The 14120-nt window shown below is 38.4% G+C and carries 14 protein-coding genes; 5 read left to right on the top strand and 9 right to left on the bottom strand.

All coding sequences use genetic code 11. From position 1 onward, the window contains the following. Positions 1-14 precede the first annotated feature (14 nt). From hflD to WFN33_RS11335, 3 genes are read right to left on the bottom strand one after another with little or no spacing between them, the layout of a single operon-like run. Positions 15-746 carry a high frequency lysogenization protein HflD gene (gene hflD, locus WFN33_RS11345; protein WP_336953223.1) on the bottom strand — a complete coding sequence of 244 codons (732 nt, stop codon included), beginning with the start codon at positions 744-746 and terminating at the stop codon, positions 15-17. Between the two features lie 30 nt (positions 747-776). After that, positions 777-1913, bottom strand: coding sequence for a tRNA 2-thiouridine(34) synthase MnmA (gene mnmA, locus WFN33_RS11340; protein WP_336953221.1), 1137 nt, complete (start codon positions 1911-1913; stop codon positions 777-779). Between the two features lie 4 nt (positions 1914-1917). Further along, positions 1918-2403, bottom strand: a complete 486-nt coding sequence (locus WFN33_RS11335) for an NUDIX hydrolase (protein WP_336953219.1) — start codon at positions 2401-2403, stop codon at positions 1918-1920. Positions 2404-3010: 607 nt separating this feature from the next. Here WFN33_RS11335 and WFN33_RS11330 point away from each other — a divergent pair. Continuing rightward, positions 3011-3493 (top strand): hypothetical protein, encoded by a 483-nt coding sequence (locus WFN33_RS11330; protein ID WP_336953217.1) that lies wholly within the window; start codon positions 3011-3013, stop codon positions 3491-3493. A 127-nt stretch (positions 3494-3620) separates the two neighbouring features. Here WFN33_RS11330 and WFN33_RS11325 read toward each other — a convergent pair whose 3' ends face one another. From WFN33_RS11325 to WFN33_RS11310, 4 genes are all read right to left on the bottom strand, one after another. After that, positions 3621-4163 carry a gamma carbonic anhydrase family protein gene (locus tag WFN33_RS11325; protein WP_336953215.1) on the bottom strand — a complete coding sequence of 181 codons (543 nt, stop codon included), beginning with the start codon at positions 4161-4163 and terminating at the stop codon, positions 3621-3623. A gap of 134 nt (positions 4164-4297) precedes the next feature. Beyond that, a complete protein-coding gene (gene dacC / locus WFN33_RS11320; protein WP_336953213.1) occupies positions 4298-5446 on the bottom strand; it encodes a D-alanyl-D-alanine carboxypeptidase PBP5/6 in 1149 nt (382 codons plus the stop codon). Positions 5447-5587: 141 nt separating this feature from the next. Continuing rightward, entirely contained in the window at positions 5588-5962 is a 375-nt protein-coding gene (locus WFN33_RS11315; RefSeq protein ID WP_336953211.1) for an MCR_0457 family protein, read from the bottom strand. Between the two features lie 182 nt (positions 5963-6144). After that, positions 6145-6510 carry an MCR_0457 family protein gene (locus tag WFN33_RS11310; RefSeq protein WP_336953209.1) on the bottom strand — a complete coding sequence of 122 codons (366 nt, stop codon included), beginning with the start codon at positions 6508-6510 and terminating at the stop codon, positions 6145-6147. Positions 6511-6626: 116 nt separating this feature from the next. On the opposite strand from WFN33_RS11310, the gene surE reads away from it, so the two are divergent. The 3 genes from surE to WFN33_RS11295 all read left to right on the top strand — a co-directional run bounded on the left by surE (position 6627) and on the right by WFN33_RS11295 (position 9380). Next, positions 6627-7412, top strand: coding sequence for a 5'/3'-nucleotidase SurE (gene surE, locus WFN33_RS11305; RefSeq protein ID WP_336953208.1), 786 nt, complete (start codon positions 6627-6629; stop codon positions 7410-7412). A gap of 106 nt (positions 7413-7518) precedes the next feature. Continuing rightward, a complete protein-coding gene (locus WFN33_RS11300) occupies positions 7519-8352 on the top strand; it encodes a peptidoglycan DD-metalloendopeptidase family protein (RefSeq protein WP_336953206.1) in 834 nt (277 codons plus the stop codon). 95 nt (positions 8353-8447) lie between these two features. Beyond that, positions 8448-9380 carry a LysR family transcriptional regulator gene (locus tag WFN33_RS11295; protein ID WP_336953204.1) on the top strand — a complete coding sequence of 311 codons (933 nt, stop codon included), beginning with the start codon at positions 8448-8450 and terminating at the stop codon, positions 9378-9380. 137 nt (positions 9381-9517) lie between these two features. Here the strand turns inward: WFN33_RS11295 and WFN33_RS11290 are convergent, their stop codons facing one another. Further along, on the bottom strand, positions 9518-10729 hold the full coding sequence (locus WFN33_RS11290; RefSeq protein ID WP_336953202.1) for an aspartate aminotransferase family protein: 1212 nt from the start codon (positions 10727-10729) through the stop codon (positions 9518-9520). Positions 10730-10894: 165 nt separating this feature from the next. On the opposite strand from WFN33_RS11290, the gene grxD reads away from it, so the two are divergent. Next, positions 10895-11236 carry a Grx4 family monothiol glutaredoxin gene (gene grxD, locus WFN33_RS11285; RefSeq protein WP_336953200.1) on the top strand — a complete coding sequence of 114 codons (342 nt, stop codon included), beginning with the start codon at positions 10895-10897 and terminating at the stop codon, positions 11234-11236. Between the two features lie 243 nt (positions 11237-11479). Here the strand turns inward: grxD and WFN33_RS11280 are convergent, their stop codons facing one another. Continuing rightward, on the bottom strand, positions 11480-14119 hold the full coding sequence (locus tag WFN33_RS11280) for a Lon protease family protein (RefSeq protein WP_336953198.1): 2640 nt from the start codon (positions 14117-14119) through the stop codon (positions 11480-11482). Position 14120: the final 1 nt, after the last annotated feature.

Genomic DNA, 14120 nt, shown 5'->3' with positions numbered 1-14120 from the left:
CGAACAGTATCAAATTAAACAACCTGATATTGTAATCGAGCCAGATCTTGAATATCTTGAAGAAGTTTGCGTTTGCTAAAGATCATATTCCATGAACTACCACCTAATTGACGCCATAGGTGTGCCATTTGTAAGCCTGTGAATAAACTGGCGCGGATACGATTGGTATGGGCAGAATCTTTAAAGGCCTCTGCATTGCCGCGAACTAGAATTCGAGGATTAATTTGACCAGCAGTGTCGACATAGGTTTGTGCTAAATTGGCAATGATACTTGGATGTAAATAGTTATTATCAAAAAAAGACAGCTGTTTTAATATTTTTTGTTGAGATTGTTCAATAATTTCAACAAATTTTGAATTGCTATAGACTTTTTTTTCCAAGGCCAATAACGACATTGCATAAGTCATTGGTAGTTTTGCATTGGCAATTTTAGGAATTCTAGATTTCGGTGATGTCGAGAAAGGTTGTGTAATACTACTTTCTAAAGCTTTTAAACCTAAAGAAATGTCTGCCAATTGATTGAAAAAATCTAAAGTTTGACCGGATAGATTGGCAGAAGGACGAATATTGAGGCTAGCTTTGATGAGCTGTTCAAAATAGAAATTACCACTTTCACCAATACTTTGACGTCCTGACATTGCAGTCATATGCGTCAGCTGTGTTGCTTGAAACACAGCTGCTAACGCCAAAGCTCGATTTTGGCGTTGATTCAAAGTCTGAGGCTGTTGAAAGGGCAACTCAACCATGCCTAAATTCCTTTAAATAATTTTTAATCATTACTCAATAAAATCTGGTTTTGGTGCGTTGGTATGATGAATCACACCACCACCTAAACATACTTCATCGACATAGAAAACAACACTTTGTCCCGGAGTAACGGCACGCTGTGCTTCATCAAATTCGACACGAACACCATTCGGAGTGTTTGTATCTTTATAAATTGTACATGCTTGATCAGGCTGACGGTAACGAGTTTTTGCCGTGCATCGGAAACCAGTGTCTGAAATTGCTTGTTCACCCGCAACCCAGTCAATAGTTTCAGACCATAAAATGGTACTCTGCATCAGTGGATGTTCATGACCTTGCCCAACTACAAGACGATTAGATTCAATGTCTTTATGTAGAACAAACCAAGCACCTTCTTCAGCACCTTTGAGACCGCCTAAACCAATACCACCACGCTGACCGAGCGTATAGTACATTAAGCCGTGATGATCACCAACCTCTTTTCCAGTATCTAAGACAATTTTTCCAGGTTGTGCCGGTAAATATTGTTTTAAGAAGTCATTAAAACGGCGCTCACCAATAAAGCAGATTCCTGTTGAATCTTTTTTCTTGGCAGTGGCTAAACCCAATTCTTCCGCAATTTTACGTACTTGTGGTTTTTCGATTTCACCAACAGGGAACAAGGTCTTATTGATTTCACGACCATGGACTGCGTGAAGAAAATAGGTTTGGTCTTTGTTATTGTCTACACCACGCAATAAAGGCGCATATTGATCACCTTTTGAGTTTGTGGTTGTTTCACCACGACGACAATAATGTCCAGTTGCAATAAAATCAGCGCCTAAATTGACAGCATGATCTAAGAATGCACGGAATTTAATTTCTTTATTACACAGAATATCTGGGTTTGGTGTACGCCCAGCGGCATATTCTGCTAAGAAATGTTCAAATACGCGATCCCAATATTCCATTGCAAAATTTGCAGTATGGAGTTTGATCCCAATTTTGTCACACACCGCTTGTGCGTCAGCAAGGTCATCCATTGCGGTACAATATTCCGTGCCATCATCTTCTTCCCAGTTTTTCATGAAAAGCCCTTCAACTTGATATCCTTGTTGAAGTAAAAGTGCAGCAGAAACAGATGAATCTACACCACCCGACATACCGACGATGACACGTTGTTGCATAGGATTAGGCATCCAAATTTGAAATTAAAGGAGAGTTTTGGTGCTCATAGATGAGCGAAAGTGGGTATTTTTGCCCAGAAAGTGCATCTTGTACAGCTTTAATGACCAAAGGACTTCTTGCGCGAGCAGATTCAAGCAGTTCTTCAAGCGTCATCCATTGTGGTCCAATGATATCTGTATCCAGCTGTGCGTCTGGAAAGTATTCAGTGACGTGTGCTAAAAAGCAAAATCTAAAATAAGTGCGGTCTGGAAACATGGGTGGGGTATAGGTATAGATCCCCAGTAATGAATTGATTTCTACTGCATATCCTGTCTCTTCCATGGTTTCACGTAACGCAGCTTGAATAATAGTTTCGCCATATTCAACATGCCCAGCGGGTTGATTGAACACAGTATAGCTTACACCTTCGGTATATTCTTCTACAAAAAGAAATTTTCCATCTTTTTCTACAACTGTCGCAACAGTAACGTGGGGTGTCCAAGCGGTCATGACCAGCACCAAGGGAGATAAAGCATTATTCTACAAAATTTAGCACGTGGTGGCTATGTTCGTGCGGATTTTCTTTGATCATCCTAAGCGGACATGTATCCACAATATGCTTAAAATACTTCTGGGCAAGTTTGCTTATCTTGCATTTGGAGCTGAAATCTCAGCGCTTTAACTGATTAATCTATTATTTTATACCAGCTTGTTGTAGGTCAGAATGTTTCACATAAAAATTACTATATAAACTGATGTATTTGGCTCTATCGATCCAGCTCAATAGACCGCTGGAATATTCATGTGTAGATGTGTTAAGTGTAATACGCAATATGTCTGTAAGATTATTCGACTTAATACCGAACACAGAATTAAATACATTCGCTATTTACGGGTGTACCCCACTAAAACATAAAAGACTTTATTTGTTTGAATCTACTGTATCGTCGAATGTTTTTTGGATAGAATTATAAGACATTGACTATAAAAGATAGTCAAATCAAAAAAGCTTGAATTGGGGCTTGATCAAGCAACGTTTTATACAGGTAAAGCCAGTTCTTGTTTTAAGATCGCTTAGCCATTCCAATTCTTGGGCATACAATAGGATTTAAAAAGTATGATAAAGAAATTATTATGTATACCTTTAGGTGTATTACTGATCACTGGGTGTGCTTCAAATCCTAATGATGCCACTTCAAATGTAGGTACACAGGGATTATTAATTTGCCAGCCAAGTGAACTTTGTCCAATCGTCACTGTGGTGTGGAATGAGACACATAAAGACTTTTTAAAGGTGAAACTCAGCTTAAATAGCGCCTATACCAAATATAATATTGAAAAAGTTGTATTTAGTGATGGTGCAAAAAGTCACTCATTTAATGTGATTGGGCCAACTGAAATTGATTTTGCATTTAAAGCAAATCGTTCTCGTAACAGTGTGCTTATTCCAGTCAACCTAATGGGGGACTTCAAAAGCTCGCAAAATATCTTTATGGAAATACATACAGATCAAGGTGTGATTACCCGCTATATCTTAAAAGACAATGTCAAAGCCCCCGTATTTGAAGAATTAACCAAATACTACAAAGTCTCTGAGTAGCGGTTTGATCCAAAATGTAATGCCTAATTCCACTGTAGTTTAGTGGAATTAGATTTACTTGAGCAACATGTATTCAAATAAAAAATACGCTTTTAAGCATGCTTAGATATTTGCTTTAATCCTATGATTAATCGTGTGTCTCTAAATGATGATTCGCCACTTTGACATAATGTCTTGCTGAATAAGGTAGAAATTCTTTTTCTTTATCGGTTAAAGGGCGAACTTTTTGTACAGGGCTTCCTACATAGAGGTAACCACTTTCCAAGCGCTTTCTTGGTGGAACTAGAGAGCCTGCACCAATCATGACATCATCTTCAATTATCACATCATCAAGAACAATGGTATTAATTCCAACTAAAACACGGTTGCCAATGGTACAACCATGTAAAGTGACATGGTGCCCGATCGTCACATCTTCCCCAATTACTAAAGGTGAACCATTGGGTTTAGCATCATTTTTATGACTAACATGTAACATGCAATGGTCTTGTACATTAGAATAACGCCCAATTTTAATGTGATTGACATCAGCACGAATCACCGCAAAAGGCCAAACAGATACATTTTCCGCCAAAGTTACTTCACCGATTACAACCGAGAGATCATCGATATAACAGGTTGAATCAATTTTAGGATGATGGTCTAAATACGAACGAATATTTTTTTTCATGTTGGCTTCCATGTCAAAAGCAAAATTTAACCAATGTGTTTTTACTGAGTATAAATTAAAAAGGCATCCAAATCTGTGATCAGGATGCCTGTGCTTTAGTCTAATAAACTCAATATTAGGTTTAAGCGAATAATTTAGAACAAGTTGCTAAAGAACATTTTGATATGATCGATCAAGCGAGAGAAGAAGCCTGCTTCTTCTACAGCTTTTAACGCCACTAATGGTTTTTCAGCAATGACTTTACCGTCTAAAGTTGCAGTAAGTTTACCTACAACCTGACCTTGTTTTAATGGTGCATTTAAGTTGGGTTGAACAGTAACTTGAGTTTTAATGGCATTAGCCTGACCTTTAGGCATCGTCACATTGAAGTTTTCAGCTAAACCAATTTGTACGTCACTTTCTTTACCAAAATAAACCTTTGCTTTAGCAAGAACTTGATTTGCAGGTTGCACACTGACAGTTTCAAAGTTTGAGTAACCCCATGCTAATAATGAACGTGTTTGACTCGCACGTTCATTCATAGACGGCGCACCAAAAATCACAGAAATCAAACGCATTGGACCACGTTTTGAGGAGGTAGTTAAGCAATAACCCGCTTCATCTGTATGACCTGTTTTTAAGCCATCAACACTTGGGTCAGTATAAAGTAAGGCATTACGATTACCTTGTTTGATGCCGTTAAAAGTAAATTCTTTTTCCGAATAAATAGGATAATATTTTGAACTGTCATGAATGATATGTTTAGCAAGTACCGCCATATCTTTTGCGGTTGAGTAATGACCTTCAGCAGGCATACCTGTTGCATTGATAAAATGCGTATTGACCATGCCCACACGTTTGGCTTCTTGGTTCATCGCATAAGCAAATGAACCCTCATTACCGGAAATATGTTCAGCCATAGCTTTAGATGCATCATTACCTGACTGGATAATAATGCCTCGTAACATTTCTAAAACTGTTGCAGTACCATTTAAAGGTACGTACATACAAGATTCAGTACTGCTACCACGGCACCATGCAGACTCATTCATGCGAACTTTTTCACTTTCGGTCAGTTCACCTTTAAGAAGTTTTTGCTCAATGATGTAACTCGTCATCATTTTAGTCATCGAAGCAGGTGCTAATTTTTCATTTTCATTCTTCGATGCAAGAATTTGACCTGTCTCATAGTCCATTAAGACATACGATTTATTATTTAATTCTGGCGGAGTTGTTAAGACGGTTGCTGCATAAGAAAATGAAGGTAAAAGTAATAATGCAGCAATGGCGCTTTTTCGAGTCATTCTAGGTCGTTCCAATCGTTATATGAGCACAAACAGGCTAGCATTTTAGGGCAAAGCAAAGCCGACTTCTACAAGGAAAGTCGGCTTATTTCTTACTTATTGTAACTAATTCAATATTTGTTGAATATATTGTACAAATCGTTATGACTGATAGTGACTAATGTCATTACAAATCGCTGTATTTTCAGCATCACCTGCTTTTTTTGCATCACTTTTTGCTTCTTTTAACGCTCTTTGGAAATCCTTTTGCTTGGTAAGTGATTTTAAGGTTGCTTTAGGATCTTTGTCATTTGGCATATAGTCTTTAAGCAGATGATCAAAACCTTTGTTAAACGCAGCATCTGTTTTAATTAGACTCGGGCAGATATCCGACAATACATAAATTGCAGCCAATTCTTCTTTAGATACTTGTTGCTGAGTAACTTCGATTTTGTCAGATGCGGCAAAAGCATGTGTCATAAATAAACTACTTGCTGATACAAGGCTTAATGTCAGCATTTTTAACGTCATACGCATAAATAACCTAATCAATTTTTAATTTGAGAATTTGCATAGATTAAACGTAAAAACTGTGAAAAATATAGAGAAAGTGTATCGATGTTGTAGATTTATTTGAAATTTTCGCAAACTTAACAATGCAAAAGATGTCAAAAAAGTATTTTTTAACATCGCATTGGTCGTGAGGTTCTTATGCTGTTCTAGTGTGAAAGTTCAAGTACATCAGCACATACTGCTTTGTGTTCAGCTTGATCCACTTCTTTGGCACTTATTTGTGCTTCTTTCAGTACAGTTTGGTATTCTGGATCTTGTTGAAGCTGCACTAATGTTGTAGTTTTCGAGAGACCCTTTAATAAGATTTGGGTTAAATTCTCAATTTTAGTTTGAAATGCAGGATTGTTACCGATTAACACTGGGCAAACTTCGGCAAGCACTTGGGTTGCTGCAATATCTTCTTTCGCAATTCGATCAGACTCTTGTGAAGTTAATGTTTCTGAAAATGCAGATTGTGCACAAAGTGTGATGAGAGCCATAGAAATAGTATGAGTAAGAGAACGTGTAATCATCTTTATAGTCACAAATTAGATTTAAAATTGAGTAAGTAACTATATATAATTGTTAAATAAATTTGAATTAAATAACTCAGTAGTCATTTAATAAATTTTAATCAGAGAACCCGTTAGTGAATATTTTAATTGCAAATGATGATGGTGTTTTTGCACCAGGTATTCAAGCTTTAGCAAAAGCGTTGCGACCATTAGGTCGAGTTGTTATTGTTGCGCCAGAAAGTGAGCGCAGTGGTTTTTCAAGTGCATTAACCCTAGATCGACCAGTTCGACCAATTCAAATTGCAACAGATATGTGGGCAGTAAACGGTACACCTGCAGATTGTGTCTATTTGTCCATGAATGGTTTGTTCGATTTTGAATTTGATTTAGTTGTGAGCGGAATCAATAGTGGGGCAAATTTAGGAGACGATGTACTTTATTCTGGAACAGTAGGGGCGGCATTTGAAGGGCGTTTGATGAAACAACCTGCCATCGCAGTTTCATTAGCGGGCAGTAATGTGCGTTCATATGACAATCCTGAAGATTATGCGCAAGCCGCAAATTGGGTTTATACGTTTATTGCCAAAGGCTTACCTGAACTGCCTCCACGACATATTCTAAATATCAATATTCCTGATGTAGAAGATATTTTAGGTGCTCAAATTACTTATCAGGGTCGTCGAATACAATCAAAACCGATTACCAGTCAGGTCGATCCTCGTGGTCGTCAAGTCTATTGGATTGGTTTGGCGGGTGAAGCAGTGACAGACCCCAAAAAGAATTCAAAAAATCTGCAATCTGACTTTTTTGCAATTGCCAATGGGTATGTCAGTATTACACCAATTCAAATGGACGCGACTAATTATACGATTCTTGAAACACTACAATCACAACTCTCACATAGTCATTTTGATGTTTGAGTGTTATAACTTTGTGAAAAAGCACTGTTAAACAGTGAAATGCGTGTGTTTTTTGCTAATCTTAAGCAAATATTTTTAAATTTTAAGATTGTAGAGAGGGAAATCAATGCTTTTGGCTCGATCAACACTTCCAATTCAAATGCCTAAACGATGGATAAAAATCATTTTGTCCACAATAGCAATCACCTCTACAATATTGGTGACTGGGTGTGCATCGAAGCCTCAAATAAATAATCCTACACGCTATGCTGTTGCACCTGACTATTACACAGTTCGTTCTGGTGATACCTTAAGTGCAATCTCAATGCGTTATGGTTTGAGTTATCTCAGTGTTGCTGAAATGAATGATATCGCTGCGCCTTATCGAATTTATGTGGGGCAGTCATTACGTTTGAAAAAGGGTAGTGGCAATGTCACTCGATCTACGACGAAAGCGTTAACTAACAATGAACCGCAAATTCAACGTCAAACGATTAAGTTACCAACACAGCAGCCAACACCACCAACTGGGACAATAACTGCTCAGCCAGCAACGCCGCCTGTGCAAACGACGACGACAGTACAATCAACACAATTGAGATGGGTAAAACCATCAAATGGGCCTGTTATTGCAAATTATAATGTTGCGAATAATATAAAAGGAATACGTTTCGGAGGGAATCAAGGTGATCCAATTTTTGCCGCAGCGGATGGTCAAGTGGTTTATGCTGCAGATGGATTAAAAGAATATGGTAATCTTGTCTTAGTAAAACATATTGATGGTTACATTACTGCATATGCTCATAACAGCAAAATGTTGGTGAAAAGTGGTCAAACGGTGACAGCAGGACAGAAGATTGCAGAGATGGGATCTTCAGGCGCCACCAGTACTATGCTGGAGTTTCAGGTACGTTTAGATGGAAAACCAATTAACCCAGCAAATATTTTACCAATAAATTAAATATTTTAATGCAAAGTGTAATTTTCTTCGTATAATACAATGAGTTGTTTTGAACAAAAAAGTGTGAAACAGCTCATAATTTCAGAGGGAAATTTATGTTAGATCAACTTCGGGCAATGGGTGTATTTGCTTGTGTTGTTGAAAAAAGTTCTTTTAGTGGTGCCGCGCGTGACCTTGGCATTACGACTAGTGCGGTTAGTCAGCAAATTAGATCTTTAGAACATGAAATGGAAGTTACGCTTCTACATCGTTCTACACGAAAGCTGAGTTTAACTGAGGCTGGTCAAGCTTTTTTCCACAGTTGTCAAGAAATGCTCGCTGCCGCAGAGCGTGGAAAAATCCGCATTAATGAGTTGCGCGATGATTTAGTTGGGGATTTGCGTATTGCGACAACCCCAGAAATAGGAGCAACACATGTTGTGCCTGCTTTATCGCATTGGATGTCTGCACATCGAGGTTTGATGGTTCATTTTGAAGCAGATAACCAATATATCGACTTGATCCAAGAGCGTATAGATATTGCTATTCGTATGTCTTCAAAAATCGAAGATGTGAATAACTTGAGTTGTACGCCTCTTGCAAGAGTAGATCAAATCTTAGTTGCATCGCCAAGTTATTTAAATCAAACAGTGCCTATTTCGCGACCTGAAGATTTACAGAATCATGATTTGATTCCGATAAATATCATGAAAAATTCTCAACATTTTTCATTTCAGCATGGTGCAACAGGTGAAGTCGTTAATTTAGAAATGAAGCATCGTCTTCAGACAAATAATGTATTTGTTGCAAAATCATTGTGCCAACATGGACATGGTATTGCTCGGATTCTTTATTTAGATGTGCAAAAAGAATTGATGAATGGAACGTTGGTTGAAGTATTACCAGAGTGGAAGTTACCAACTTTCACTTTAAGTGCTGTGACCTTAAAGCGTGAACAGCAACCGATGAAAATTCATCGTTGTCTAGACGCTTTGAAACAATATTTTAGCCAGTTACCTGGTGGTAGAATTTTCCAAGAAGCCTCATAAAGCCAAAGTTCTAACTCTAATAAGTTCTAATAAAAAAGCCGCTTTAAAGCGGCTTTTCTATATTTTTAACTTTATAAGCAATGACGATAAAACTAAAAGAGATTAACAGGTTGAGCTCTTAAAGTGTTGGTTAATGTTTAAGCAAGAAATGCTTTAATTGCAGGCACTAAACGTTTCAATAAGTCATCTGCCTGCTCATGATTCATATTTAACGCAGGAAGTAAGCGGATCACATTACCTGAAGTAACATTAATGATTAAGTGATACTTATCACGTGCTATGTTCACCAATTCAGCACAGTCTTTTGATAGTTCGATACCAATCATCATACCGAAACCACGCACAACCACATCCTGATCTGCAAGTTGAGCACGGAACTGATCGACTAAATAGGTTCCAATTTCTGCAGCATTTGCGACAATATTTTCTTTTTGGATCAAATCAATCACAGTGTAGACGACACGTGAGCCTAAATGTGTGCCGCTATAAGTAGACCCATGATTCCCAGCAGCAAGAACACCAACACCACGACCCTGTGTCATCACAGCACCAATTGGAAAACCATTTCCCAAACCTTTTGCTGTGGTTAAAACATCTGGAATAATATTGGTATGTTGATAGGCAAAGTATTTACCAGTACGGCCATTACCTGTTTGGACCTCATCCAGCATCATCAACCAATTATGTTGATTACAAATGCGACGAATATCTTCAAGATAGCTAAAGCCTTGAGGAGCCGTATTGACACCACCTTCACCTTGGATTGGTTCAACCAAAATTGCCACAATGTCAGGATGCTGAATAGCGGCTTCTTCAATGGCTTCTATATCGCCAAAAGGTACACGAATAAAGCCATCAACCAAAGGTGCAAAGCCTTCCTGAACTTTTTTATTGCCAGTAGCAGAAAGTGTTGCAAGCGTACGACCATGGAATGATTGGTCTGCAACAATGATTTTAGGGGTGGAAACACCTTGTAAATGACCAAATTTACGTGCAATTTTAATTGCACCTTCATTCGATTCTGCACCACTGTTTGAGAAAAAGATTTCTTCCATTCCTGAAACTTCAGCCAGCTTTTGTGCTGCTGCAGTTTGCCAAGCGACTTCGTAAATATTACTCGTATGAATTAACGTAGCTGCTTGTTCTGCAATGGCTTCAGCCAACACAGGATGAGCATGCCCTAAGCCACAAACGGCTATACCCGTCAATGCATCTAAATACTCAGTGCCATTTTCTGTATAAAGATAAGAACCTCGTCCTCGTATAAAGCTGATCGGTTGACGGCTGAATACAGGCATCAAATGTGAAGGTTGATCAGTTTGTACCGGAGCGAGGGTGATGTTATTCATAACTAACTCTTATCTGTTAGGAGTGGAAAGGGTGAAAGATTATCTAACCAAAATATGCGGAAGATTTAAAGCTTTAATATAAATAAAATTGGAAATAATCGTCTAGACATATTCTTTATTGTGGATTTAGGTATAATGCAGGCAGATGAGTTGAGGATTTAATCAATGACTGAACAAGCGCGTGATACAGAAGCGTTAATTCGCGATCAAATAGCTAAACATGCAGTACTTCTTTATATGAAAGGTACTCCGCAATTTCCACAATGTGGTTTCTCTGCGCGTGCAGTTGAAGCACTTAGCCAAATTGGTCGTCCATTTGCTTATGTAAATATCTTGGAAAATCCTGATATTCGTGCAACTTTGCCACAAATTGCAAATTGGCCTACATTCCCTCAATTGTGGATTAATGGTGAATTGATCGGCGGTAGCGACATTATTCTAGAAATGTTCCAAAATGGTGAATTAAAACCATTGATTGAGCAGTATAGCCCAGCGCCAGATGCTTAATGAGTAGATGATGTAGAAAAAGCACCGGAAGGTGCTTTTTTATTTGGCTAAGATTTATTTTGTTCTAGGATGGGAAAATTGATCAACAGCCTAGACAAGACTTTGCGATAACTGGTGAAGAGTTTAAGTGTTTAGATATTTAAAAAAAACAGGAAGTTTAACTCATTTATGATCATGAAAAATAAGACAAAGCCTTGAATATTCAAAGCTTTGTCTATGTGAGGCTGTAAATTAACAATCAACTTAAGATGAATTTCGTTTATTCTGCTTTGCCACAACTTCAAGCTGGTTTTCTTCAGTGAAGACAGTTGGTGCTTCAGCTTCAGCCTTTTTCAGTTTTTTTCCCTTCTTCTTTTTTTTCTTTTTCTTTGGTTTCTGTTCTATTTCAACACCATCTTCCAATGCCTGCCAATATTCAAGCTGTGCCATCACTGCTGCATAGATTGAACCTTTGGTATAGCGGTCTTTCTTGTCTAAGGTACCAACAGGGCGCGCCATTAGGATTTCTAAAGCTTGGTCAATAGTGTCAATTGCGTGGATGTGAAATTGACCTTCATTGACAGCCTCAATCACATCATGACGAAGCATCAAATGCTGCATATTCTGACGAGGAATAATCACACCTTGTTTGCTGGTTAATCCTTGTAGCTTACATGCGTCGAAGAATCCTTCAATTTTTGCATTAACTCCACCAATAGGCTGAACTTGACCCAATTGGTTCATTGAGCCTGTGATTGCCCAAGATTGATCGATAGGCAATTGGCAGATCGCAGAAATTAACGCAGAGAGTTCTGCAACTGTGGCACTGTCACCATCTACTTGACCATAACTTTGTTCAAAGGCGAGGGCAGCAGAAAAATGCAAAATCTGTTCACGACCAAAATGTGCTTTTAAGAAGCTCGACATGAGCAAGACGCCTTTGGCGTGTAATGAACCACCCAGTTCCACACTACGTTCAATATCTAGAATGTCACCACCACCTTGGTATACAGAAGCGGTTAAGCGTGAAGGTAAACCAAACTCAACGTCGGCATATTGGATCACAGATAAAGCATTAATTTGACCTAAGCGATGGCCACGAGTTTCGATTAACTGAGTGCCACGTGACAAGTCTTGCCAATAGAGCTCTCTTAAATAGCCTAAGCGGTATTGACGATGTTTCAGGGCTGTATTGATATGATGAGACGTAACTAACTTTTCGTCCGACTGCGCTGCATGATGATGTGACTCACGAATTAAATCACCAAGCGTTAAAGCATGTAAAGACAATGAGCTTTGGTCTTCAGCTTGGCGACTTGAATCTGTTAATAACGCTGCCAATGCAGAGCGATCAAATGGCAGTAATTTATCTTGTTGAACATAGTCTGCAATCAGTTGCATATAGGCTTGCTCATTATCATCATTACGTTGCAGAGTGTCGGTAAAATCAGCACGAATTTTAAAAACACTGCCTAATTCTGGCTCTAATTCTAAAATTTCATAATAAATTTCAGGTTCTGCCAATAAAACCACTTTTAAGTTAAGTGGCACAGATGCCGGTTCAATTGAAATACTGCCTGTTAAAGTCAGCATGTGCTCAAGAGAAGATAACTTTAATTGTCCTGATTTTAATGCGCGTTTTAGACCTTGCCATGCATAAGGCTGTTCTAACAGTTGTTCCGCTTCTAAAATTAAAAAACCACCATTGGCTTGATGCAATGAGCCTGGACGAATCAGAGTAAAGTCAGTGGTAATCGTACCATTTTGTGTCAACTGTTCAACATGTCCAAGTAAATTGTAATGTGTTGGGAAGTCTTCAAAAATAACCGGTGCACCAGAATTCGGTTTATTGCTCACTACGACATTGGCTTGGTAACGTGAAGGAACACGATTAAATAAAGCAGGAGAGAACTCTTCACCTTCTTGATCTAGAATCGTTTCAACATTTTCAATGATATCAGCAGCAAAATGTTTTAAATATTGATCTAGTCCATTTACGGTTTTAAATTTACTTAAAATTAAATCAATACGAGGAATTACCACTTGTTTGGCAATATCACGATTCAGTTCAGAAACTTGATCACGTGCATCATCTTCTAAATCACCTAACTGAAGACCAAGCCGTTCAAGTTTCTTATCCATATAACGCATATTGGAATTAATTTCTGCACGCTGTTTACTGTCAAGCGCATTTAAATCTTCCTGTGACATTTCCAATATTTTGTCATCTTTGACATGGATCGGCACAAAAATATGTTCATCGTTACGATTAATTAGTTTTAGGTCTAGGTCTTCGCCTTCTTTGGTCAGTTCAACTAAAGCGAGTTGTTGCTCATTTCCCGTAATCTGACGAATGCGTTCAATACGATTGTGATACGTTTCTGCACTAAAGCGACGTTCAAGTTGTTTAAGAATGGTTTGCCAAGCTTGGTGGATTAAAGCTTGAAACTTACTGCCTTGACCTGCTTGAAAACGCAGGGCAATCGGTTGTCGCGCATTTTTAAAATTATAAACATAGACCCAATCATCAGGCGTTTGCATAGTTTTGGCATGTTGTTGCAACAAGCGCTTGATCATGGTCCTTTTTCCAAGCCCTGCCGTGCCCACAGCAAAAATGTTGTAACCTGAATAAGGTAAAGCAATCCCTGCTTCTACAGAGGCTCTGGCACGATCTTGCCCTAAGAAATTATTTAAAGGCTTGATTCTCTTGGTTGACGTAGGAATCTTGCTCAGATTGGGGATATGCGTCAGTTGTTCTGATTTTAGTGCGGTTTGTGTCAACGTGTTTTGAATTTCCGTTTGATCAAAAGCAGATGGAAAAATCGTTTCAGTTTTTTGTATTGGGGTTGCAGTCGTCGTAATTGAAACAGTAGTAGAGCTTAATTGATCGTGTCTTTGGGTCACA

Source organism: Acinetobacter sp. AS167 (assembly GCF_037152175.1).
Taxonomy (GTDB): Bacteria; Pseudomonadota; Gammaproteobacteria; order Pseudomonadales; family Moraxellaceae; genus Acinetobacter.
This window is presented reverse-complemented; position numbering and strand designations above follow the sequence as displayed.

Excerpts from the sequence above, each read along its gene's own strand:
- hflD (WP_336953223.1), bottom strand. The coding sequence starts at position 746 with ATGGTTGAGTTGCCCTTTCAACAGCCTCAGACTTTGAATCAACGCCAA.
- mnmA (WP_336953221.1), bottom strand. The coding sequence starts at position 1,913 with ATGCAACAACGTGTCATCGTCGGTATGTCGGGTGGTGTAGATTCATCT.
- WFN33_RS11335 (WP_336953219.1), bottom strand. The coding sequence starts at position 2,403 with ATGACCGCTTGGACACCCCACGTTACTGTTGCGACAGTTGTAGAAAAA.
- WFN33_RS11330 (WP_336953217.1), top strand. The coding sequence starts at position 3,011 with ATGATAAAGAAATTATTATGTATACCTTTAGGTGTATTACTGATCACT.
- WFN33_RS11325 (WP_336953215.1), bottom strand. The coding sequence starts at position 4,163 with ATGAAAAAAAATATTCGTTCGTATTTAGACCATCATCCTAAAATTGAT.
- dacC (WP_336953213.1), bottom strand. The coding sequence starts at position 5,446 with ATGACTCGAAAAAGCGCCATTGCTGCATTATTACTTTTACCTTCATTT.
- WFN33_RS11315 (WP_336953211.1), bottom strand. The coding sequence starts at position 5,962 with ATGCGTATGACGTTAAAAATGCTGACATTAAGCCTTGTATCAGCAAGT.
- WFN33_RS11310 (WP_336953209.1), bottom strand. The coding sequence starts at position 6,510 with ATGATTACACGTTCTCTTACTCATACTATTTCTATGGCTCTCATCACA.
- WFN33_RS11300 (WP_336953206.1), top strand. The coding sequence starts at position 7,519 with ATGCTTTTGGCTCGATCAACACTTCCAATTCAAATGCCTAAACGATGG.
- WFN33_RS11295 (WP_336953204.1), top strand. The coding sequence starts at position 8,448 with ATGTTAGATCAACTTCGGGCAATGGGTGTATTTGCTTGTGTTGTTGAA.
- WFN33_RS11290 (WP_336953202.1), bottom strand. The coding sequence starts at position 10,729 with ATGAATAACATCACCCTCGCTCCGGTACAAACTGATCAACCTTCACAT.
- grxD (WP_336953200.1), top strand. The coding sequence starts at position 10,895 with ATGACTGAACAAGCGCGTGATACAGAAGCGTTAATTCGCGATCAAATA.